The sequence below is a fragment of the Pseudomonas typographi genome (assembly GCF_014694385.1).
GTDB lineage: Bacteria > Pseudomonadota > Gammaproteobacteria > Pseudomonadales > Pseudomonadaceae > Aquipseudomonas > Aquipseudomonas typographi.
The window spans coordinates 1-19,876 of the sequence record NZ_JAAOCA010000051.1 but is presented as its reverse complement, the minus strand read 5'-3'; the positions used below and the strand labels follow the sequence as shown (position 1 = coordinate 19,876).

Here is a 19,876-nt window from a genome sequence, read left to right as displayed (position 1 = left end):
ATTCGTACCTCACTTGATCTTAAGAGCGGACTCGATCAGGTCCGCGTAGCTTTCCAGTTTCTTGATCTCGTCAGCGACAATCCCGTTGTACGACGGGGAGTTTGCGACCTTCGCTTCAATGATTGCCAAGGCTGCTGCTACCGCTATCGCTCTTTTCTCCTCGGCATTGTTACTGTAAAGCGCATATTTACTCACGTCGTTTGCCATGCTGCTCTCCTTCCGTTGATTGACAGCTACTACTGATACCGGCAACCAGACACTGTTTCAAGGCCCGAGATAATTTATGACAACCAAGCAACCCGACTGGGAGGCGATCGAACGTGCCTACCGGGCAGGTGCGCTTTCCATCAGAACTATTGCCGAGCGCAATGGGATCAGTGACACCGCCATTCGTAAGAGGGCCAAGGCATCTGGATGGGCTCGCGACCTTTCAGAACAAGTGCGCAAAGAGGTTCGCAACAAGCTGGTTCGCGGCGAGGTTCGCGATGAGCAATGTGCGAACCCTGAACACGATGCCGAGATCATCGAAGAGGCCGCAGAGGAAGGCGCGCGGGTTGTTCGCAGTCATCGCCGCGACATTCGCAAAGCCACGAACCTTGCGAACCTGCTGATGGATGATTTGCTGACCACGATCAGCAAGCGGGAAGAGATCGAAGACTCGATTGAGGCTGAAACTGCAGACGATTCGAATGGCATGCGCCGGGCTACGATGCTTTCCGCCGTGGCACTGCCAAGCAACGCCAAAACACTGTTTCAGCTTTCGTCGGCCATGAAGAATCTGCAAGTGCTAGAACGCACTGCATTCGGCTTGGACGACAAGGAGCAGCCGAACGATTCGGACGACCTGTCCAAGCTAATGGATGAATTATCGAAGGACGCCTGACATGAAGCCCGAGCATTTGAAGTTGCTCCGGGACCGATTCTGGCGCCTGAATAACCTGTACTTCATCACCAACAAGCTCGGGAAGAAGGTCCGCTTCCGCATGACGCAGGAGCAGGTCGACTATTTCCAGGGCATGCACACGCGAAATATCATCCTGAAGGCGCGTCAGTTGGGGTTCACTACCCTGGTGTGCATCGTCCAATTGGATGCCGCGCTGTTCGAGTCGGCCAAGTGCGCACTGATCGCTCACATCCTGAACGATGCCAAGCGCCTGTTTCGGGAAAAGGTCAAATACGCCTACGATCACCTGCCTTCCGAAATCAAGGCGGCCAACCCGGCTAGCAACGATGCAGCCGGCGAACTGGTGTTCAGCAAGGGCGGGTCGCTGTACGTCTCGACATCCTTCCGGGGCGGCACGCTGCGCTATCTGCATGTCTCCGAGTTCGGCAAGATTTGCGCCAAGTTCCCACACAAGGCGCGGGAGATCGTAACCGGGGCCTTTGAGGCAGTGGCCTCAGACTGCTTCGTCACGATCGAATCCACGGCCGAGGGGCGGTCAGGGTACTTCTTCGATTACTCCGATACCGCTGAGAAACGGCAGCTCTCCGGTGCTCCACTGGGTCGCTTGGACTGGAAATTCTTTTTCTTCAGTTGGTGGAAGAGCGCCGAATACAGCGAGCCGGTGCTAGGACCTATTCCTCAGCGCCTGACTGACTACTTCGAAGCTTTGAGCCAGAAGCACGGGATCGCCACCACGGCGGAGCAACGCGCCTGGTACGCCGCCAAGGAAAAAACCCTCGGCGACGATATGAAGCGAGAATACCCGTCGATCCCGGCCGAGGCGTTCCAGCAGTCCATCGAAGGTGCGTACTACGCCAGACAGTTCTCCAAGCTCTACGCCGGCCAGCGCATTGGCAGGTTGCCGGACAACAGCCACTTGCCTGTGCACACGTTCTGGGATATCGGCGTTGGCGACTCGACGGCCATCTGGTTCGTTCGAATCGTCGGTGAGGAATTCCACGTCATCGATTTCTACGAGAACAGCGGCGAGGGCCTTCGCCACTACATGAAGGTCCTGAAGTATCGCGGCTACCAGTACGGCGAGCATTGGGGGCCACACGACATCGACAACCGGGAATTCGGCAGCGACGGCAAGACCCGTCGGGAGCTGGCGAAGGAAGGCTACGAGATCGATGGTCAGCGCTACAGCCTCAAATTCAACGTGGTGCCGAAGCTGGGCATCGACGAGGGTATCGAGCAGGTTCGCGAGGTGCTTCCCAGTTGTGCGTTCGACGAATCGAAGTGCGAAGAGGGCATCGCGGCGCTTGAAAGCTACCGCAAGGAGTGGGATGACAAGCGCGGCTGCTGGAAGGACAAGCCGCTGCATGACTGGTCTTCCCACCCGGCCGACGGGTTCCGATATTTCGCAGTCACTATGGCCAGACGCAAACGCACCGGCGGCGTCCGCCGAATTGGAGGTCTGGCGTAATGCCTGTTCAATCTACCAACCCAGACTACGACGCTCACATCGAAGAGTGGCGGATGATGGACGACGCCCTGGAGGGCGAGAGCGCCATCAAGCGCAGCCCGCGAAACTTGCCCAAGCCGAGCGGCATGGTGGAGGCGGAAAAGCTGGATGCGGTGGGCAATGCCTACCTCTACCGCAACTACACCGACCGCGCCCAATACGAACATTGGGTGCGTGACTCGCTTCGCTCCATGATGGGCCTAGTGTCCCGGCTGAAGCCGGAGCTCAGCTTGCCGTCGGGCATGGCCGACCTCGAGGACAATGCAACGGCCGATGGCTTCGGGCTGACGCAGTTGTTCCAGCGTGTCGTGCGGCAAGCGATTTCACACGGCCGGGTACCGTTGGTGGTCAACATCGATGACCAGGGCAGCGCCTATTTCTCGACCTATGCCGCGCGCAACTGGAAGGTCGGCTCCATGGGCGGCCGGCAAGATCTAACCCTAGCGGTGTTCCTGGAGTTCAGGGACGACGATCAGGACGAGTATGAGCACGACTGCAAGCGGGTGTACCGGGTATTCAGGCTGATCGATGGCGTATGCCACACCTCGGTAACGGACGAAGAAGGCACGGTGGTCGATGAATTGAAGCCGCTTGGCTCAGTGGGTACCGGCAACCGCCTGGTGAAGGGCTTGCCCTACCTGCCGGTGATCTACTGCGGCTCTACGGACAATTCACCTGGCGTGGACGAGATACCGCTCCTGACCATGGCCCGGTCGGCGCTTAAGTCCTACCAGCTCAGCGCCGATTACTTCACGGCGCTGCACCAGACCAGCCACCCGCAGCCCTGGGTGTCTGGCCTTGATGAAAAAGTTGAACTGAGCGTCACCGGCCCGTCCGCGGCGTGGGATCTGGGCCCAAACGGAAGCTGCGGGTATCTGGAGTTCCAGGGTGCAGGTATCGCGGCGGTGCGAACCGCCATGGATGACCAGAAGAACGCGGCGCTCGAGGCCGGTGCGAAGGTTATGGACGTCACCGGTACCGAGTCTGGCGAGGCCCGCAAAACACGGCAGAACGACCAGCACGCCACGTTGCACAGCATCGTTGTCACGGCCGCCGAGGGCATCGAACAAGGGCTGCGCTACGCCGCCGAATGGCTGGGCTACAACCCCGACGAGGTGACGTTCTCCGTTAAGCCTGACTTCATCATCCCTGATGTCGACGCCCAGGTTCTGGCCGAGCTGCAGAAGGCCGTGCAGTCCGGCGGGATTAGCTGGGATACCTATTGGCAGTACCTCACCACCGGCAAGCTGCCCGAGCGCCCCTACGACGAAGAGGCCGAACTCATTAGCGATGAAGCCGACTCTGGCCGGGGCCTGAATCTGGATCAAGACGATGAAGACGCCCCAGCAAACCCTGCAGAATCAGGAAGAGGACTCACCCGCGGCGTACCTCCATCAGACGATTCGCAACAGCGTGATGATGGAGCGGGTCAAGGCCGATGAGGTTCAGAAGTTTGAAGCCTATCTTCGCCGCATCGACCGGTTGGTTCGAGACCAACTGACCCGCAAGGAGCTGACCACGTACAGCCGGGAACGCCTGGAGGAATTCCTCGCCAGAGTCGATGGCAGGCTGCTGGAGATCTACAAGGCCTATGGCGATCTGCTGCAGGCCGATCTGGTGGACATTGCGCTGTACCAGGCTGCTTTTGAGGCCAAGAGCCTCAACGCTGCCTATCCTACGCTGGGCGCGATCGTTCCAAGCAACGCCGTCATCCGGGCGGCGCTGGCGGTCGCGCCTTTGCAGGTCCAGGGTATCGACGGGGGCAAGCTGCTCAAGACGATCGTGCAGAGCTGGGTGAGGTCTGAAACAACCCGGGTTACTAGTTCCATACGGCTCGGGTACATCCAGGGTCAGACCAATAGCCAGATCGTCCAGGCGATCCGCGGTACCGCCGCACAGAACTACACCGATGGCGTCCTGGCCATCAGCGAACGAAACACCCGCTCCGTGGTGCAGACGGCTGTGCAGCACGTCGCGACGACGGCGCGGATGGAAACCTTCAATGCCAACCCGGACGTGGTTAGAGGGTACCGTTGGGTATCTACGCTCGACCGGCGCACCTCGGCGCTGTGCAAGAGCCTGGATGGTCGAACGTTCAAGCTTGGCAAGGGGCCGCTCCCGCCGGCGCACTTCAACTGCCGGAGCACCACCAAAGCCGTGACCCGGCTGGATGATCTGTTCGAGAAGGGCGCTACCAGGGCATCATCAGGGGCAAATGGCGGCGCCCAGGTTCCAGCGGACCAGAACTACTACCAGTGGCTTGCAACGCAGCCCGCGGGTTTCCAGGACCTGGCCCTTGGCCCGGTGCGCGCCAAGCTGTTCCGCGATGGTGGGCTTACCCTCGAGAAGTGGGCATCTCTGCAGCTGGACAGCAACTTCAAGCCACTGACACTTCAGGCGCTGAAGAAGCTCGACCCAGATATGTTCAAGCGTGCCGGTGTAAACTGACCGCCCACCGAATCTGGGCCAGCCATGATCATTGTCGAGCACGGCAAGTGCGATTTCGCCGCCAACAGCTACGCCGAGCCGAGAAGACTGGCGTTCCTGGGCAGTTATTACCGAATACCGGTACCCGACACCGAGCCGGAGCAGGAGCGATACCTGCTGCTGGCCGTCGATGCGATGAACCGGATGCGTTGGCGTGGTTTCCCCGTCATCGGCAACCAGCCCATGGCCTGGCCACGCAAGGGCATCACCATGCCCAACGGGGAAATACTCGGGCCGACGATCCCCTATGGCATAAGCCATGGCCAAGTGATGCTGGCGGCGGAACTGTATGCCGCCGATCACGGGATAGAGCCTTCGGAACCGACGCACTATTACGACAAGGGCAAGGCCCATCCATTGGTGCGCAGTACCGAGCAGTTCATGACCGCGCCGCCGCTTTGGGTGGCCAGCAGAACGCAGTTTGCCGATTACCTGATGATGCGCGGGCTTAGCATCGCTCACTAACCAGACCAAGAGAAACCAAAGACCTCGGCCATGCCGGGGTTTTTTTACGCCTATGCAAAGCAAGGCTATCAAACCCAAGGGGTGCACCAAGTGGCAGACGAAAACACCATTGACCTTGAAGACCCGGCCGTCAAAGACGCCATCGCTGCAGCCGTTGCCGAAGCAACTGCCGGCCTCAAGAACAAAAACTCTGAGCTGCTTGGCACGCTCAAGAACACCAAAACCGAGCTGGAAGGGTTCAAAACCCAGTTCGAAGGCCTGGATATCGAAGCCGTGAAAGGTCTCCTGACCAAGGTCGGCCAGGACGAAGAAACCCGGCTGCTGGCAGAAGGCAAGCTGGATGAAGTGATCAGCAAGCGCACCGAGCGCCTGCGCACCGACTACGACAAGCAGCTGGCCGCCGAAAAGGCCCGCGCCGACAAGGCCGAGGCCTTCGCTGCCAAGTACAGCGACAAGGTGCTGGCCGACTCCATCCGCGCCGCAGCGATGAAGGCTGGCGCGCTCCCCGAGGCCGCAGAGGACATCATCCTGAGGGCCCGGGGCACTTTCAAACTCGGCGAAGACGGCGAAGCGATCGCCACCGACCGTGATGGCGAGGTCATCTACGGCAAGGACGGCAAGACGCCGCTGTCCCCGCTCGAATGGGCGGAATCGCTACGTGAAACCGCAACACACCTCTGGCCAAGGGCTCAGGGTGCCGGACAGACCGGCGACTACGGTGGCAAGGCCACGAAGAAATGGGGGGAATACACCGAAGTCGAGCGCGCCGCGCTGGCCCGGGACAACCCCGACGCATTCAAAAAACTTCTCGCCACTAAAGGAACCTGATCCATGGCAACTACCCAACTGTCGGACGTTTTCGTCGCCGACTACTATGCAGCGCTTGATCCGGTCAACTCGCCGGAGAAGACCGCCGTCTACGATTCTGGCATCGTCACCCGGTCGCCGGTGCTCGATGCTGTAGCCAGCAACGGCCAGGGCACCGCGGAGGTGGCCTACTGGCAAGACCTCGACGCCGACGAGGCGCCGAACATCTCCAATGATGACCCGGACGACCTCGGTGAGGTCGGCAAGGCCGCGCAAGGCTCTATGCGTGCACGCACGCTGTTCCTGAACAAAGGCTATGGCGTGGCCGACCTGACCGCCGAACTGGCCAATTCGGAACCCATGCAGCACATCCGCAACCGCTTCGGCACCTACTGGACCCGCCAGTGGCAGCGTTACCTGCTTGGTGCTGCGCGCGGCATCATCGCCTCCAACATCGCCAACAACGACGGGGACATGGTGATCGACGCCGGGGCGACCATCAGCGCGGGCGCATTCCAAGACGCGGCTTTCACTGCCGGCGATGCGGCCGACCAGTTTGGCGCCATCGGCGTGCACTCGGTGGTGATGAACCAGATGGTCAAGCAGGATCTGATCGAGTACCTGCGCGACTCGGAAGGCAAGATCATCCTGGCAACCTACCTAGGCAAGCCCGTCTTCATGGATGACGGCCTCACCTACAGCGCTGGACAGTACCTGTCGGTGTTCTTCGGCCAGGGCGCATTCGGCTATGGCGTCGGCACGCCACACACCCCGGAAGAGCTGCAGCGCAAACCCGACGGCGGCAACGGCGGCGGTGCTGAAGTGCTCTGGGAGCGCAAGACCTACATCCTGCAACCGGCAGGCTTCAGCTGGGCAGGCAGCAACACGCTGAACCAGAGCCCTTCGGCGACTCAGTACGCCGCCGCGGCCAACTGGACCCGCGTGTTCGACCGCAAGCAGGTGCCTTTCGCCGCTGTCATCAGCGGTACCGCGACGGCGCCATAACCTGCCCAGGCGCCTGCATGGCGCATAGGAGATCCACATGAAGGTTGTTTATACCGACACGCCGGGCAATGAAGCTGGCGTGTGCTACCGCCGTCTCGACCATTTCTTCGGGGTGGTCGGCGGCGCTACCGAAGTGGTGGTCGAAGGCGATGCCCCAAACATTGTCGAGGCCTATCAGAAGCGCGGCATCAAGGTCAGTGCAGCGAGTGCCGACGGGTTGAGGCTCGACGGGCCGACCGTGGCTGAGTATGTCGCTGCCGGATACCAGGCGAGCGCCTACCCACCAGAAGGCTATGCCTCCCGCAGCACTCAGGAAGAGATCGACGCGGCCATCGACGCGCAAAAGGAAACCGACCCGCTGAAAATGAAGGTCGATGATCTGAAAGCCTGGCTGACCGCCAAGGGCATCACCTTCGATGCCAGTGCCAAGAAAGAAGACCTGCAGGCCTTGGTGCCGAAGGAATAAGGACACACACATGACCGATTTCATCACTGTGGCCGATGTCGATACCCAGCTTGGTCCTGACTGGGCCGGCACCGGTGATGCGGTCCTTGCCGTGGCGATGGCCAACGCCTGGCTCACGGCCAAGATTCAGCGCGCTGTCCCCGATCCGGTACCGACCGAGATCAAGATGGCCGGCGCGCAGGTGGCGAAGGTCGCTGCCGCTGGGGGCCTATACAAGGACACCCAAAAGGAAGTGCAGAGCAAGACGGTATCGGCTCAATCCGGCACCTCCGTAAGCAAAACCTATGTGGCTGGCTCCGCTGATCTGTCGCAGGGCGAGAACTTCGCCCTGGCGCTCATCGAGCCGTGGACCAAGCGGGCTGGCGTTTTCATGCTTCAGAGGATCTAGGCATGGGCATGCGCGACGAGATCCAAGCCGAGCTGGCGGAGGCCTTTGATGATGCGGATGGCCTGGCCGACGCGGTGAAGCCTGTGGCCGGAAGCCGTAAAGAGGCCGCTGTCTATGATCCGGCCACGGGCCAGACTACCAGCACCACGACCACTTACACGGGCCGTGGCGTGTTCGGCAGCTACTCGACCCAGGAGATTGACGGCTCGCTCATTTTGGCCACGGACGAAAAGCTGCTGGTGCTGCAAAGCGAGCTGCTGATCTTGGTTGACGGGGTGGCCACCGACGACCCGGCCGAACCCAAGGTTGGCGACCTCATCAACGATCAGCGCGTCATCAACATCGGTCAGGACGCGGCCGGCGCCACGTGGTCCATACAGCTGAGGGCTTGAGCATGGCATCCAAGTACGCAGGCCTGAAAGGCGACTTCTCGGTAGCGATCCAGGCATTCGCAGACCAGGCGAAAGAGGCAATTGAGGCCAGTTGCCGGGAAATCATCATCAAGGTTGGCGACAGCCTCATCACCATGTCGCCGGTGGGCGATCCCGATTTGTGGGAGGTGAACAAGACCTCGGCGCAGTACAACCAGGCCGTGGCGGATCACAACGCCGCGTTGCGCAAGGGGGGCCGCCTAAGCCCTGGCGAGGCACTGAAGGACGGTATGGATATCGTCGCCCCAGCCGGTTACGTCGGCGGCCGCTTTCGCAACAACTGGATGTTCGGTATCGGGTCGCCGGACGACTCGACGACGGAAGAGGTTGACAGTAGCGGCAACAAGTCCCGGGCGCGCATCAGCGAAGGGGTTATCGAATTTCAGGCAGGTGAAGTGGCCTATATTACGAACTCACTGCCCTATGCGATTCCTCTGGAGTTTGGCCACTCTACCCAGGCGCCAAACGGAATGGTCCGCGTGACCGTGGCCAGGTTCCAGCAGATCGTTCTGGATACCATCGAGAAGCACAAAGTATGAGCCACCGCCTGATCAGATCCTTGTTCGAGGCCCGTTTGGCCGCCTGGGCAGCCGGGCGCGATCCATCACTGCGGATCGCCTACCAAAACGTCAGCTTCACGCCGGCAGCCGATGAAACCTACCTGGCAGCCTTCACGCTGCCGGCCGTTACTGCCTCTAACACCTTGGGCGGTGATGACCGCCTCTACACCGGCGTACTCCAGGTTAACGTTGTCACGCCGGCCGGCAACGGCTCGGGCTCCGCAGCGAGCATCGTCGACGAGCTTGCAGCGCTGTTCCCGCTGTACCTGAAGCTCATGCAAGGTGATTTCGGCGTGCTGGTACTGACGCCCGTCGATCCCGGGCCAGGCATCACCGCAGACACCACCTACACCATACCGGCCAGCTTTCAATACCGGGCAGACATCTAATAACCCGCCCGTTGGGCAACCCTGAACCCGCCATGAGCGGGTTTTTCATTTCTGTATGAGGAAAATCCACATGGCTTTCAAGTTGCCCAACGGCGCAATCATGGAAATCGGCTCGGTATTCGCCACGGCAGTGCTGGCCACCGCCATTTCTAACGCGAACCCGGCTGAGGTCACAGCGGATGGCCATGCCCTTGATGAAGGTGCGGTGGTAGTCGTTACCTCTGGCTGGACCCGACTGGACGGAAAGGTCGCTCGCGTGGCCGATCCGACCGCAGATGCGTTCGACCTGGAAGGCATCGACACCAGTAACCTCAATGTGTACACGGCTGGCTCTGGAGCCGGTAGCGTCCGCGCCGTGACGGCCTGGGCTCAAATCGCCCAAATCACCGATGTAGCCACGAGTGGCGGCGATCAGCAGTTCGCCACCTTCGGCTTCCTCGAAGATGACGATGACCGCCAACTGCCGACCACGAAGAACCCGATCACCATAACGCTTACTGTGGCCGACGATCCAACCCAGGCTTATGTCCCTATCTGCGAAGAAGCGGATGAGGATAAGGAAACGCGTGTGGTACGCCTGAAATTGCCCAACGGTTCGGTGATTTACTACAACGCCTACGTGTCGATCAGCGCAACGCCTACGTTGGCGCGCAATAACATCATGACCCGCACTATCACCTTATCGCTGGCCGCACGCCCAACGCGATACGCGGCGTAAGGAGCCAGCATGCCCAATATCAAAATTGCGCCTAACCCGACCTTCGACGCGGTGGTATCCATTCCCCGCGTCGGCGGCGACCCGCTTGAGGTCCAATTCACCTTCAAGTACCTGGACCGACTGGGTCTGGCTGAGTTTCTGGACAAGCAGCAGGCCGACGGCCAAAAGCTTTTCGATGACTCGAAGGAGCGCAGCACGCTCGAACAAGCCAAGGCCGAGATCGAAGTGCAGGTTTCCCACCTGCAAGAGGTGGTCACCGCTTGGGACTTTGACGACCCCCTCAGCGAGAAATCGCTGCGCGCCCTGGCTACCACTTTTGCCGGCTCGCCAGACGCGGTGCTAAGGGCATATTACGAAGCCTACCGGAAAGCCCGCTTGGGAAACTGAGGGGCGCGGCCCGGGCGCTATACGAGGGTGGTCCAAGCGATCAGGACTTGGCAGTGTTCGGGCTCACGCGCACCGACATTCCTGACGAAGAAGTTGAAGTATGGCCTGACGCCTGGCCGGCCTTCTGCGCCTTCGAGGCTATGTCCACCCAGTGGCGTGTGGGCATGGGCGGCGCCGTAGGGTTGGATTACAACGCGCTTCCGGTCGTTTTGAAGTTGGCCGGCATTCGCAAGAGAGATCGCGCTGGGCTGTTCGACGACCTCCGCGTGATGGAAGCAGAAGCCCTGGCCGTGATGGCCGAGCAACGACAGGAATAGACTCATGACGGTTGGAAGCATCGCCCAGCTGGGCATCGAGATCAATTCCGGCGATGCCGTCCAGGCAGCCACGGATCTGGACAGGTTTGTCGCTGCCGGTGGGCGCGCTGAGCAGGCTGCCGAGAAGGTCGCCAGCAGCGCGGATAAGGCCGGCCAAGCCCTCAAAAAGCAAAAGGATGACCTTGCGCAGTTGCTCGGCGAGATCGACCCGACGGTGAAGGCCCTTGGGCGGCTGGATGATCTCGAAAGCCGACTGGCCAAGCAGAAAAGCCTGGGCGCCCTGGATGCCGATACGTTCAAGGACTACCAGGACAAGATCAGCAAATCACGCACGGAGCTAGGCCGGTTCAGTGACTCGCTGCTGGCCGCAGGCGTATCTGCCAAACAGACCTCCGCGGCTATTCGGGGGGTGCCTGCGCAGATCACCGACATCGTGACCGGCTTGCAAGGCGGACAAGCACCGTTCACGGTGCTGTTGCAACAAGGCGGCCAGCTCAAAGACATGTTCGGCGGCATCGGGCCGGCAGCTAAGGCCGTGGGCGGATACGTTGCCGGGCTGGTGAACCCTTTTACCGTGGCTGCCGCCGCCGCAGGCGTACTGGCAGCGGCTTACTACAGTGGGAGCCAAGAGCAGGACGACTTCAGAAAGTCACTTGTTCTCACGGGCAATGCAGCCGGCGTTAACACGGGGCAGTTGGCCGATATGGCCAGGCGGATCAGTGAAACCGTTGGCACCACCGGTGCTGCGGCTGATGTCCTAGTGCAGTTGGCTTCGACCGGTTCCATCACGGCAGACCAGTTCAAAAACATCGGCGTCGCCGCATTAGCCATGGAGTCAGCCACCGGCAAGGCCGTTTCCGAGACGGTTTCGGAGTTCAAGCGGCTTGCTGACGAGCCGGCCAAGGCATCCGCCGCGCTGAATGAGCAGTACAACTACCTGACCGCCGCTGTCTATCAGCAGATCCAGGCCCTTGAAGAGCAGGGAAACAAAACTGCTGCGGCGAACCTAGCAGAAAGTACGTACGCGGAGGCGCTGAAACAGCGTGCCGACAAGATCAAGCAGAATCTCGGAACCCTCGAATCCGCGTGGGACAGCATCAAGAACAAGGCCAAAGGGGCCTGGGACGCGATGCTCAATATCGGCAGGGAAGAGTCCGTCGGGCAACAAATCGAAGAGGTAAAAAAACAGCTCGCCAGCCTACCGGATGCAGCGAACATCACCGGCAACCAGGCTTCGCGTGAGCGCGAGCGGGTCGAAAGCCTGCGATCAGAATTGCAGCAACGCCTTGCTCTGCTCCAGCGCTCGAAGGCGGCAACCGATGAGCAGGCTGCTGCTGAAGGTGCCGCAGCCGAGACGGAACGCAAAGCCATTGAGGCGACCCAGTCTTTGCACCAAAAATATCTTGATGGGCTGGACAAGGAAACCAAGCGTAAAAACGAGATTGCCGAACTAGACCGGAAACGGGCCACGGCTCTTGCAGGGCGCGGTGCAAACGCCGACCAGATCAACCGCGACTATCAGGTCGCGGTTAAGAAGGTCAATGATGACTACGCCAAATCCAACAAACCAGCGGGTTCCGGTTCGGTCGACCTCACCGTATTCAACGACCAGCAAAACGCCCTGAAGGCGCTGGTCAGCGACTACAGCAACAGCCAGAAGGAGCTGGATGCCGAGCAGAAAGCCGGAGTCATCAGTGCCGAGTCGTATTACACGCAGCGTACCGCGCTGATCAATGCCGAAAAAGAGCAGGTCACAGCAGCCTACGAGGCCGAGATCGCAGCGCTTGAATCGATCAGAGCCAAGAGCACCACCACCGGCGCCCAACGCATTCAGATCGACCAGAAAATCGCGGACGCCCGGGCCAGCATGATCAAGGCGCAGAAGGACGCCGACAGCCAGTCGGAAGTGCTCGCCACTGCCGAAAAGGGGCGTGTCGAGCGGGCAACGGCGGCTTCGGAGGCCTACGTCGCGCAACTGGAACGGCAACGTGCTGCGCTCAGCCTGCAAGGTGATCGGGCGGCTGCTTCTATTGGTTTGAGCGACCGCCAACAAGGATTGCAGAGCAGTCTCGATTCCACCACCGACAAGTTCAATGACGAACGCGCCAAGCTCTTGGATCGACGCAAGACGGCGCCGGACAAATATAGTCAGGAGGACTACGAGAAGGACTTGGCCTCAGTTACGGCTGCTGAGGGCAAATACCGGGACACGGTACTGGCCAACTACGACAAAATGACCGCTGCTCAATCGGATTGGGAGAGCGGCGCCGCTTCAGCGTTTCGCAATTATTTGGAAAACGCCCAAAACGTCGCTGGTCAGATGAAGTCGGCGTTCACAAGCCTGTTCGACGGCCTCACGGATGCAACGGTGGACTGGGCGTTTGGCGCTGACGAAAGCTTCGGCGACGTAGCTGTCAGCTTCCTCAAGATGTTGGCCAAGATGGAGGTTGAGGCCGCTGCATCGAGCGTGTTTTCAAGTATTTCCGGTAGCGGATTGGGTTCTGTGCTGAGCGGTTTACTTGGCAGCAGTTCGACATCGGCGGGAAGCACCACTGCGGATTACACCGGGTCTGCATTCTCTGGTTGGCTAACTGGTCACTCCGCGGGCGGCTATACCGGCGATGGAGGTAAGTACGAGCCCAAAGGCATCGTTCATGGGGGTGAAGTCGTCATCCGCAAGGAGGTCGTGAGCCAGCCGGGCATGAAGGACTATTTGTTGGGGCTGAACGCGCGGGGCTATGCCGACGGCGGGTACGTGAGCGGGTCGGTCACCTCGCTCGGAACAGCCTCGATGCTGTCGGGGCAGGGTGCGGCTGCTGTGGCGCCCGTTGTAAACATCAGAATCGCCAGCGACGGCACGTCCCAAGTGAGCACTAACCAATCTGGCCTCGCATCCTTTGGCACCGAAATCGGCAACTTCGTGACCCAGAAGTACAAGGAGCTCGAAGCCAAGTCGCTGAGCCAGCAGGGCAACATCCGAAAAGCCATCAATGGGAGGGGGTAATGGCCGACACATTCACCTGGCGCCCCGACAAGGCGGCGCCGGGCACTTTCACGCAGCGCATCCGCTCGGCACAGTTCGGCAACGGCTACACCCAGCGCGCTGCGGACGGCATCAACAACGAAACGCAGTCGTGGGATCTGACCTTCACCGGTGAAAAGGCTCGCATCGCCGAAATCATGACCTTCCTTCGCACTCAGCAGGGCTATAAGGCGTTCATCTGGTCGACACCCTTCGATGGCCCTCTGTACTTCACCTGCAGCAGCTTCAAGCCGACGGATCAGGGCGGCGGAGTGTGGCAGATGACCGCAACCTTCGAACAAACCTACCAGGTGAGCTAATGGCCGAGAGCATCTACGAGGACGTGCAGAAGCTCGAGCCCGGCCAGTACGTCGAGCTGTTCGAACTGGACCTGACGGCCATCGATGGCGACGTTTACTACTTCCATGGCTACACCCGGGTTGGCGGTATCACCTGGCAGGGCGTTGGATACTCGCCCTGGCCGATCAAGGTCGAAGGCATGGGCATGACCGGGGAAGGGCAGCAGAGTAACCCCACGCTGTCCGTGGGCAACGTCACCGGCTTCATCACCGCGCTGTGTGCGACCTACAAGGATCTGGTCGACGGCAAGATCACCCGGCACCGCACGTTGGGCAGGTATCTGGATGCCGTGAACTTCCCTGAAGGCAACCCCGAGGCGGACCCGGACGAGTACTTCACCGATGACGTCTACACGATCGACCAGAAGCAGGGCGCCGACCCGGCGACCGTGAGTTTCGTGCTCAAGTCGCCATTGATCGCCACCGACCGGCAGTTGCCCGGGCGCCAGATCGTTGCCAACTGTTGTCAGTGGTTGGTCATCGGCGGGTATCGCGGCACTTACTGCGCATACACCGGCTCGGCCTATTTCACCGATAAGGACGTGGCCACCGACGACCCGGCCAAGGACATGTGCTCGGGCACGCTCACCGGTTGCAAGTTGCGGTTCGGGGCCAACAACCAACTGCGCTACGGGTCGTACCCGAGCGCTGGGTATTAAGGGTTTGGCCTACTCAACACGCCTGATTCTCAGGCACAAAGACAGCAAACAGTGAGCGGCGACGCCGCAGGAGAAAGTTATGAGTCAGCCAGATCCATTCGTCCCGGCCATTGCTTGGCGGCGTGGGCGCAGCCATCCAGAACGCGAACCGGTTGAGGTCGATGTCCAGGATGGCCGCGCCGAGTACCTACTCATAGGCCCATATCGCATGAGCGAAGGATCGAAGATCGAAGTCATCGGGGGAGAGGTTGTTTGGTCAGGCTCAAGCAGCCGCCATCAGACGATATGACTTAGGGTCTGACTGAGAGCCGCATTTGAGGTTTGGTAGGCGACGTTGGAGGTTTGCACAAGGCCAAACTCCTTGCTTGCCGCTCGAAGCAGTACTTCCAGATCGCCAAAGGTTGTGTCGGACAGGAAGGCGTGAATGCCTTCTTTGTTATGGACCATTTCCAAGTCGACGGACTGCTGCAAGGCAGCCATGATCGCATTTTCATCGGTGGAGATTAGCAAGTAGCTGAATCGAGTAGGTTGCATATCGACCTCCAAGGTCACATTACCCCGGTCCATGGACTTGCCGGCCACGGGCAGTGTTAGTTCGAGGATTAGTTAGCGTTGGTTTTGACGATCAGTTGCCATTCGATGCCGACCTCCAAAAGGGCGTGCTGGTGGTGATTCTGTGGTGGGAATGGGTTGCCTTCGTTCGCGGAGATTTCCTGGCTGCAACCTTTGCAGCGGTAAATACCCGAAGTAGGGACGCGTTGCCCTGGCGTAAAAACAGATGTCCACTCCGGCCCGCTGCCGAGGAGCGTCGGAGTGATTTCGGTGAGATACTTCGTAGTTGATCTAATGAACTGAGCCATAGTCTCCTTCCTTGTTGATGATGGTAGAGGCACAACGCTACTACGAACGTCCCTATTTGCGTTACTGGCTCTTTATCCAAGCTGGATGCCCAACCATGAAACTCTCCAAAGACACCCTTCAGGCGATCTACGACGACGCCCGGGCCCGGCTGCCCAACGAGGCGTGTGGGTTCATCGTGCGTAAGGATCGGGTCAACCGGTACGCGCCGGCTCCCAACACCGCGCAGAACCCCGCCGAAGACTTCAAAATCAGCGCCGAGGCCTGGGCCGAAGCCGAGGATCAGGGCGAGATCGTGGCCATCGTGCACAGCCACCCCGGCCAGTCGGCCAGGCTCAGCCACGCCGACCGGGTATCCATGGAGGGCACTGGGCTGCCTTGGCTAGTGGTCGAGGTCCGCGAGGGTGAGCCGGTCGGGCACCTGATCCACGAGCCGGCGGGCTACCAAGCGCCGCTCATTGGGCGGCCATTCCGGCACGGCGTGCTGGATTGCTACACCCTGGTGCGCGACTACTACCAGCGCGAGCTGGGTATCGAACTGCCCAACTACGAGCGCGACGATGGCTGGTGGGATAAGGGCCAGGATCTCTACCGAGAGAACTTCGAGGCCGCCGGCTTCGCGCCGTGCGATCCAGCCGACCTACGCCAGGGCGATCTCATCGTCATGCAGGTCCGCTCACCGGTGGCCAACCATGCCGGGGTGTACTTGGCCGACGGCAAGCTTAAGACCGAGCCCGACCACCACCCGGTACCGGGGTCGATCTTGCATCACCTGTATGGCCGGGATTCAAAGCGCGACCTGTTCGGGGGCTTCTTTGCCGAGGCAGCCCGCTTCTACATGAGACACAAGGATTCTCCCTATGGCTGAGCATGATAAATTGCCACCTTTCTAAAGGAGGTGGGCATGCGAGTCTTCACAGCGGCGATGGCGGTCATAGCGCTGGCGGGGTGCACCATGAGCATGGAGGAGGCTCGCCGGAAAGGGGCAATAGCGGAATTTTCGAGCGCCAAGTCACCTGAAGCAGTTGCAGCATGCATTGCCCCGACTTGGTCTGCTCAAAGCTACCGTTGGGTCACATTTGAAGCAGTGGTACAGCCCGGGAGGAATGGTGGGCTAATGGTAAAAAGCATCGGAGCTAATGAGGCCATTGATATCGCGCAGTCGGGCTCTGGATCTGCCCTGAAATACTTTAGCGCAAATGCGGATAGCGGCGACGCCTGGTCCCAAATGCGCATCAATGGGGTGCGTTCATGCCTATGAGTTAGAAGCCTTCGGGGCTTAGCCCAATTAATCGACAGCCCGCCATCGTGCGGGCTTTTTTCTGCCCGGAGTGAAATATGTCTGCGATAAATTATGCGCACTGCGAGCGCGTACGAACCATTCGACTGTACGGCAAGTTGGGCGCGCGGTTCGGCCGTGTGCATCGATTGGCGGTGAATTCGGCCGCCGAGGCGGTCCGGGCACTCGGTGTGCTGCACAAAGGTTTCAACCAGTTCCTGATCGACTCAAAGGAGCAGGGCATGGCCTTCGCCGTATTCTACGGCAAGCGCAACCTGACCAAGGATCAACTTGGCGAGCCGCCGAGCCACAATGACATACGGATTGCACCTGTGGTGCAGGGTAGCAAGGGAAGTAAAGGGCTCGGCCAAGTATTGGTAGGTATTGCGCTGATCGCTGCCGCGGTGCTGGTGCCCGCTACTGCGCCGGCCGCTGGGTCGCTGTTCGCGGGAGGCGCCTGGAGCGTGGTCGGTTCCGTAGGCATATCCCTCGCCCTCGGCGGCGTAGCTCAAATGATTGCCGGCACGCAAACCGGCATCGACAGCAGCGAATCAGCCGACAATCAACCCAGCTACAACTTCTCCGGTATCAAGAATACCGTCACCCAGGGCAACCCGGTCCCACTGTGCTACGGCGAGATGACCGTGGGCTCCGCAATGATTTCTATGGGCATCGTCGCCGAAGACGAGCAATAGGGGCACGCATGAACATGATGGTCGTCAGGGGCGCCAAAGGCAGCTCCAGCACCCACACGCCTGTAGAAAGCCCCGACAGCCTCATCAACACCAGCTACGCCAACATCCTCGATGCGATCAGCGAGGGCCCCATCGTTGGCCTGGTGAATGGCGCGCAATCGATCTACCTGGACGAAACGCCGCTAGGCAATGCCGATGGCTCGCTGAATTTCACCGGCGTGACTTGGGAGCAGCGCTACGGGGAGCACGACCAGGATTACATCACCGGCTTTCCCTCGGTGGAGAGCGAGCAGTCGGTAGGGGTGGAACTGACGGCCGCCCAGCCCTGGACCCAGGCCATCAGCAACCTGGAGCTTTCGGCCGTTCGCCTTCAACTGGGCGCGTCGACCCTTTACGAACAACAAAGCGACGGTGATACCGTCGGCTATACGGTGAACTACGTCGTCGAGCTGTCGACCGATGGCGCCGATTATCAGCCGGTGATAACCACGTCGTTCAGCGGCAAGACCACTTCGGGCTATCAGCGCTCGCACCGCATCGACCTGCCCGCGGCGGAAGAAGGGTGGACGATCCGCGTCCGGCGCACTACCGCGGACTCGACCAGCTCGAGTATTCAGGCCACCACCACGGTCGTCAGCTACACCGAGGTCATCGACGCCAAGCTGCAGTACCCCTACACCGCGCTGGTGGGGATCAAGATCGACGCCAGTCAGTTTTCGTCGATCCCGGAACGCGCGTTTCGTATCAAGGGCCGCATCATCCAGGTGCCGAGCAACTACACGCCGAGCACCCGCAGTTACATCGGCACCTGGGATGGCACTTTCCAGTCTGCATGGACCGATAACCCGGCCTGGATCTACCGCGACGTCATCCTGAACGACCGCTACGGCCTGGGCCGCTTCATCAGCGATGCCCAGGTGGACAAGTGGGCGCTGTACCAGATCGCTCAGTACTGCGATGAACTGGTCGACGATGGCAAAGGCAGTACCGAACCTCGCTTTACCTGCAACCTCTTCCTGCAATCGCGCGCCGATGCCCTGCAGGTGCTACAAGACCTGGCCAGCATCTTTCGGGGCATGGCCTATTACGCTGGCAGCGAAGTCGTGGCCTCGGCCGATATGCCGACCGACCCGGTGTACACCTACACCAATGCCAATGTGGTCGATGGCGCATTCACCCGGGTGGGCTCTTCTGGATCGACGCGCTACAGCGTGGCCAAGGTCAGTTGGACCAACCGCGACGACTTTGGCGCGCAGAAGGTCGAGTACGTCCAGAATCAGCAATCGCTTGCCCGCTATGGCGTGCGGGAGACGGAGATCACCGCGTTTGGCTGCGTGTCTCAAGGCCAGGCCCAGCGTCTGGGACAGTACACGCTGCTGACCAACCAACTAGAAACCGACACGATCCAATTCAGCGTCGGCCTGGATGGCGTAATCGCGCGCCCCGGGCAAATCGTGCGGGTGGCCGACCAGAACTACGCCGGCAAGCCCATCGGTGGCCGGTTGAAGGCATCGAGCATCGACAGCGTGACGGTGGATGATGACCTGACCGTTGCCGCTGGCGACACGCTGGTGGTGATACAGCCCAATGGTGTGGCGCAGACCCGCGTTATCCGCTCTGTGGCCGGGCGGGTGATCACCGTCACCGAGAGCTTCGACGCGGCGCCCATTGCAGAATCGGTTTATGCGATCGAAACGGCCGAGGTGGTGCCAGAGACTTACCGCATCCTGACCGTCACCGAGAATTTCGGCGATGACAAGCTGCAGTATGACGTGGTGGCGGTGCAGCACAATGCGAGCAAGTTCGCGGCGATCGACTCCGGCGCGCAGATCGTCACGCCGCCCACCACCACCTTGCCCGGTGCGATCCAGGCGCTACCCACCAATGTCGTGCTGTCGACTTTCGACGCGGTGAAGCAAGGCCTGACCGTAGCCACCATGCGCATCACCTGGGATGCCCCCAAGGGCGCCCAGAGCTATAACGTGTGGTGGAAACGTGATTCGGGTGACTGGATCTATGCCGGCGTCACCTACACCGCCGCCATGAAGGTAAGCGGGATCTACACCGGCACCTATACCGCGCGCGTATCGGCGGTGGGCGTGAGCGGCAATGCCTCGCTGTGGGCCTATTCGGAAGCCACCCAGCTTTACGGCAAAACCGGTGAGCCGCCGGC

24 protein-coding genes are annotated in these 19,876 nt (G+C 60.4%); 21 read left to right on the top strand and 3 right to left on the bottom strand.

The genetic code is table 11. From position 1 onward, the window contains the following. Positions 1-9: 9 nt before the first annotated feature. Positions 10-207, bottom strand: a complete 198-nt coding sequence (locus HAQ05_RS25705; protein ID WP_190426545.1) for a hypothetical protein — start codon at positions 205-207, stop codon at positions 10-12. A 76-nt stretch (positions 208-283) separates the two neighbouring features. Here HAQ05_RS25705 and HAQ05_RS25700 point away from each other — a divergent pair, with 76 nt between their 5' ends. The 18 genes from HAQ05_RS25700 to HAQ05_RS25615 all read left to right on the top strand — a co-directional run bounded on the left by HAQ05_RS25700 (position 284) and on the right by HAQ05_RS25615 (position 14,871). Then, positions 284-883: a hypothetical protein gene (locus tag HAQ05_RS25700; RefSeq protein ID WP_190426541.1), complete on the top strand. Its 600-nt coding sequence runs from the start codon at positions 284-286 to the stop codon at positions 881-883. 1 nt (position 884) lies between these two features. Continuing rightward, positions 885-2,372: a terminase large subunit gene (locus tag HAQ05_RS25695; RefSeq protein ID WP_190426538.1), complete on the top strand. Its 1,488-nt coding sequence runs from the start codon at positions 885-887 to the stop codon at positions 2,370-2,372. Beyond that, positions 2,372-3,853 (top strand): DUF4055 domain-containing protein, encoded by a 1,482-nt coding sequence (locus tag HAQ05_RS25690; RefSeq protein WP_190426535.1) that lies wholly within the window; start codon positions 2,372-2,374, stop codon positions 3,851-3,853. Before HAQ05_RS25695 ends, HAQ05_RS25690 begins: the two co-directional genes overlap by 1 nt. After that, the gene (locus tag HAQ05_RS25685; RefSeq protein ID WP_190426521.1) at positions 3,744-4,859 is read left to right on the top strand and encodes a minor capsid protein; all 1,116 of its coding nucleotides are present in this window, start codon (positions 3,744-3,746) and stop codon (positions 4,857-4,859) included. Before HAQ05_RS25690 ends, HAQ05_RS25685 begins: the two co-directional genes overlap by 110 nt. A 24-nt stretch (positions 4,860-4,883) precedes the next feature. Next, positions 4,884-5,363 carry a DnaT-like ssDNA-binding protein gene (locus HAQ05_RS25680; protein ID WP_190426518.1) on the top strand — a complete coding sequence of 160 codons (480 nt, stop codon included), beginning with the start codon at positions 4,884-4,886 and terminating at the stop codon, positions 5,361-5,363. Between the two features lie 90 nt (positions 5,364-5,453). Continuing rightward, positions 5,454-6,191, top strand: a complete 738-nt coding sequence (locus tag HAQ05_RS25675) for a hypothetical protein (protein ID WP_190426575.1) — start codon at positions 5,454-5,456, stop codon at positions 6,189-6,191. Between the two features lie 3 nt (positions 6,192-6,194). Continuing rightward, complete coding sequence (locus HAQ05_RS25670; RefSeq protein WP_190426516.1) at positions 6,195-7,175, top strand: major capsid protein; 981 nt, start codon at positions 6,195-6,197, stop codon at positions 7,173-7,175. A gap of 37 nt (positions 7,176-7,212) precedes the next feature. Beyond that, entirely contained in the window at positions 7,213-7,641 is a 429-nt protein-coding gene (locus HAQ05_RS25665) for a HeH/LEM domain-containing protein (RefSeq protein ID WP_190426513.1), read from the top strand. A gap of 10 nt (positions 7,642-7,651) precedes the next feature. Beyond that, entirely contained in the window at positions 7,652-8,029 is a 378-nt protein-coding gene (locus HAQ05_RS25660) for a hypothetical protein (RefSeq protein WP_190426510.1), read from the top strand. A gap of 2 nt (positions 8,030-8,031) precedes the next feature. Then, entirely contained in the window at positions 8,032-8,421 is a 390-nt protein-coding gene (locus HAQ05_RS25655) for a hypothetical protein (protein WP_190426508.1), read from the top strand. A 2-nt stretch (positions 8,422-8,423) separates the two neighbouring features. After that, positions 8,424-8,999 carry a hypothetical protein gene (locus tag HAQ05_RS25650; RefSeq protein ID WP_190426505.1) on the top strand — a complete coding sequence of 192 codons (576 nt, stop codon included), beginning with the start codon at positions 8,424-8,426 and terminating at the stop codon, positions 8,997-8,999. Beyond that, on the top strand, positions 8,996-9,409 hold the full coding sequence (locus tag HAQ05_RS25645) for a phage tail terminator-like protein (RefSeq protein WP_190426502.1): 414 nt from the start codon (positions 8,996-8,998) through the stop codon (positions 9,407-9,409). The genes HAQ05_RS25650 and HAQ05_RS25645 overlap by 4 nt, the downstream gene beginning before the upstream one ends. A gap of 70 nt (positions 9,410-9,479) precedes the next feature. Further along, positions 9,480-10,127, top strand: a complete 648-nt coding sequence (locus tag HAQ05_RS25640; protein WP_190426499.1) for a phage tail protein — start codon at positions 9,480-9,482, stop codon at positions 10,125-10,127. A gap of 9 nt (positions 10,128-10,136) precedes the next feature. Then, a complete protein-coding gene (locus HAQ05_RS25635; protein ID WP_190426495.1) occupies positions 10,137-10,514 on the top strand; it encodes a phage tail assembly chaperone in 378 nt (125 codons plus the stop codon). A 53-nt stretch (positions 10,515-10,567) separates the two neighbouring features. Further along, a complete protein-coding gene (locus HAQ05_RS25630) occupies positions 10,568-10,831 on the top strand; it encodes a DUF1799 domain-containing protein (RefSeq protein WP_190426493.1) in 264 nt (87 codons plus the stop codon). A 4-nt stretch (positions 10,832-10,835) separates the two neighbouring features. Continuing rightward, the gene (locus tag HAQ05_RS25625; RefSeq protein WP_190426490.1) at positions 10,836-13,835 is read left to right on the top strand and encodes a phage tail tape measure protein; all 3,000 of its coding nucleotides are present in this window, start codon (positions 10,836-10,838) and stop codon (positions 13,833-13,835) included. Next, entirely contained in the window at positions 13,835-14,173 is a 339-nt protein-coding gene (locus HAQ05_RS25620; RefSeq protein WP_190426487.1) for a phage tail protein, read from the top strand. The genes HAQ05_RS25625 and HAQ05_RS25620 overlap by 1 nt, the downstream gene beginning before the upstream one ends. Continuing rightward, positions 14,173-14,871 carry a phage minor tail protein L gene (locus HAQ05_RS25615; protein ID WP_190426484.1) on the top strand — a complete coding sequence of 233 codons (699 nt, stop codon included), beginning with the start codon at positions 14,173-14,175 and terminating at the stop codon, positions 14,869-14,871. Before HAQ05_RS25620 ends, HAQ05_RS25615 begins: the two co-directional genes overlap by 1 nt. A 276-nt stretch (positions 14,872-15,147) precedes the next feature. On the opposite strand, the gene HAQ05_RS25610 is transcribed toward HAQ05_RS25615, so the two are convergent. Both HAQ05_RS25610 and HAQ05_RS25605 read right to left on the bottom strand, forming a co-directional pair. Next, on the bottom strand, positions 15,148-15,405 hold the full coding sequence (locus HAQ05_RS25610) for a hypothetical protein (protein WP_190426480.1): 258 nt from the start codon (positions 15,403-15,405) through the stop codon (positions 15,148-15,150). A 68-nt stretch (positions 15,406-15,473) separates the two neighbouring features. After that, positions 15,474-15,731: a protein L gene (locus HAQ05_RS25605; protein ID WP_190426478.1), complete on the bottom strand. Its 258-nt coding sequence runs from the start codon at positions 15,729-15,731 to the stop codon at positions 15,474-15,476. Between the two features lie 95 nt (positions 15,732-15,826). Here HAQ05_RS25605 and HAQ05_RS25600 point away from each other — a divergent pair, with 95 nt between their 5' ends. The 3 genes from HAQ05_RS25600 to HAQ05_RS25590 form a co-directional block, all read left to right on the top strand. Then, complete coding sequence (locus HAQ05_RS25600) at positions 15,827-16,597, top strand: C40 family peptidase (RefSeq protein ID WP_190426475.1); 771 nt, start codon at positions 15,827-15,829, stop codon at positions 16,595-16,597. Positions 16,598-17,067: 470 nt separating this feature from the next. Continuing rightward, the gene (locus HAQ05_RS25595; protein ID WP_190426472.1) at positions 17,068-17,703 is read left to right on the top strand and encodes a tail assembly protein; all 636 of its coding nucleotides are present in this window, start codon (positions 17,068-17,070) and stop codon (positions 17,701-17,703) included. Between the two features lie 8 nt (positions 17,704-17,711). Next, positions 17,712-19,876: TipJ family phage tail tip protein (locus HAQ05_RS25590; RefSeq protein ID WP_190426469.1), on the top strand; the 2,165-nt coding region annotated here is incomplete at its 3' end.

Excerpts from the sequence above, each read along its gene's own strand:
- HAQ05_RS25705 (WP_190426545.1), bottom strand. The coding sequence starts at position 207 with ATGGCAAACGACGTGAGTAAATATGCGCTTTACAGTAACAATGCCGAG.
- HAQ05_RS25700 (WP_190426541.1), top strand. The coding sequence starts at position 284 with ATGACAACCAAGCAACCCGACTGGGAGGCGATCGAACGTGCCTACCGG.
- HAQ05_RS25695 (WP_190426538.1), top strand. The coding sequence starts at position 885 with ATGAAGCCCGAGCATTTGAAGTTGCTCCGGGACCGATTCTGGCGCCTG.
- HAQ05_RS25690 (WP_190426535.1), top strand. The coding sequence starts at position 2,372 with ATGCCTGTTCAATCTACCAACCCAGACTACGACGCTCACATCGAAGAG.
- HAQ05_RS25685 (WP_190426521.1), top strand. The coding sequence starts at position 3,744 with ATGAAGACGCCCCAGCAAACCCTGCAGAATCAGGAAGAGGACTCACCC.
- HAQ05_RS25680 (WP_190426518.1), top strand. The coding sequence starts at position 4,884 with ATGATCATTGTCGAGCACGGCAAGTGCGATTTCGCCGCCAACAGCTAC.
- HAQ05_RS25670 (WP_190426516.1), top strand. The coding sequence starts at position 6,195 with ATGGCAACTACCCAACTGTCGGACGTTTTCGTCGCCGACTACTATGCA.
- HAQ05_RS25665 (WP_190426513.1), top strand. The coding sequence starts at position 7,213 with ATGAAGGTTGTTTATACCGACACGCCGGGCAATGAAGCTGGCGTGTGC.
- HAQ05_RS25660 (WP_190426510.1), top strand. The coding sequence starts at position 7,652 with ATGACCGATTTCATCACTGTGGCCGATGTCGATACCCAGCTTGGTCCT.
- HAQ05_RS25655 (WP_190426508.1), top strand. The coding sequence starts at position 8,032 with ATGGGCATGCGCGACGAGATCCAAGCCGAGCTGGCGGAGGCCTTTGAT.
- HAQ05_RS25650 (WP_190426505.1), top strand. The coding sequence starts at position 8,424 with ATGGCATCCAAGTACGCAGGCCTGAAAGGCGACTTCTCGGTAGCGATC.
- HAQ05_RS25645 (WP_190426502.1), top strand. The coding sequence starts at position 8,996 with ATGAGCCACCGCCTGATCAGATCCTTGTTCGAGGCCCGTTTGGCCGCC.
- HAQ05_RS25640 (WP_190426499.1), top strand. The coding sequence starts at position 9,480 with ATGGCTTTCAAGTTGCCCAACGGCGCAATCATGGAAATCGGCTCGGTA.
- HAQ05_RS25635 (WP_190426495.1), top strand. The coding sequence starts at position 10,137 with ATGCCCAATATCAAAATTGCGCCTAACCCGACCTTCGACGCGGTGGTA.
- HAQ05_RS25625 (WP_190426490.1), top strand. The coding sequence starts at position 10,836 with ATGACGGTTGGAAGCATCGCCCAGCTGGGCATCGAGATCAATTCCGGC.
- HAQ05_RS25620 (WP_190426487.1), top strand. The coding sequence starts at position 13,835 with ATGGCCGACACATTCACCTGGCGCCCCGACAAGGCGGCGCCGGGCACT.
- HAQ05_RS25615 (WP_190426484.1), top strand. The coding sequence starts at position 14,173 with ATGGCCGAGAGCATCTACGAGGACGTGCAGAAGCTCGAGCCCGGCCAG.
- HAQ05_RS25610 (WP_190426480.1), bottom strand. The coding sequence starts at position 15,405 with ATGCAACCTACTCGATTCAGCTACTTGCTAATCTCCACCGATGAAAAT.
- HAQ05_RS25605 (WP_190426478.1), bottom strand. The coding sequence starts at position 15,731 with ATGGCTCAGTTCATTAGATCAACTACGAAGTATCTCACCGAAATCACT.
- HAQ05_RS25600 (WP_190426475.1), top strand. The coding sequence starts at position 15,827 with ATGAAACTCTCCAAAGACACCCTTCAGGCGATCTACGACGACGCCCGG.
- HAQ05_RS25595 (WP_190426472.1), top strand. The coding sequence starts at position 17,068 with ATGTCTGCGATAAATTATGCGCACTGCGAGCGCGTACGAACCATTCGA.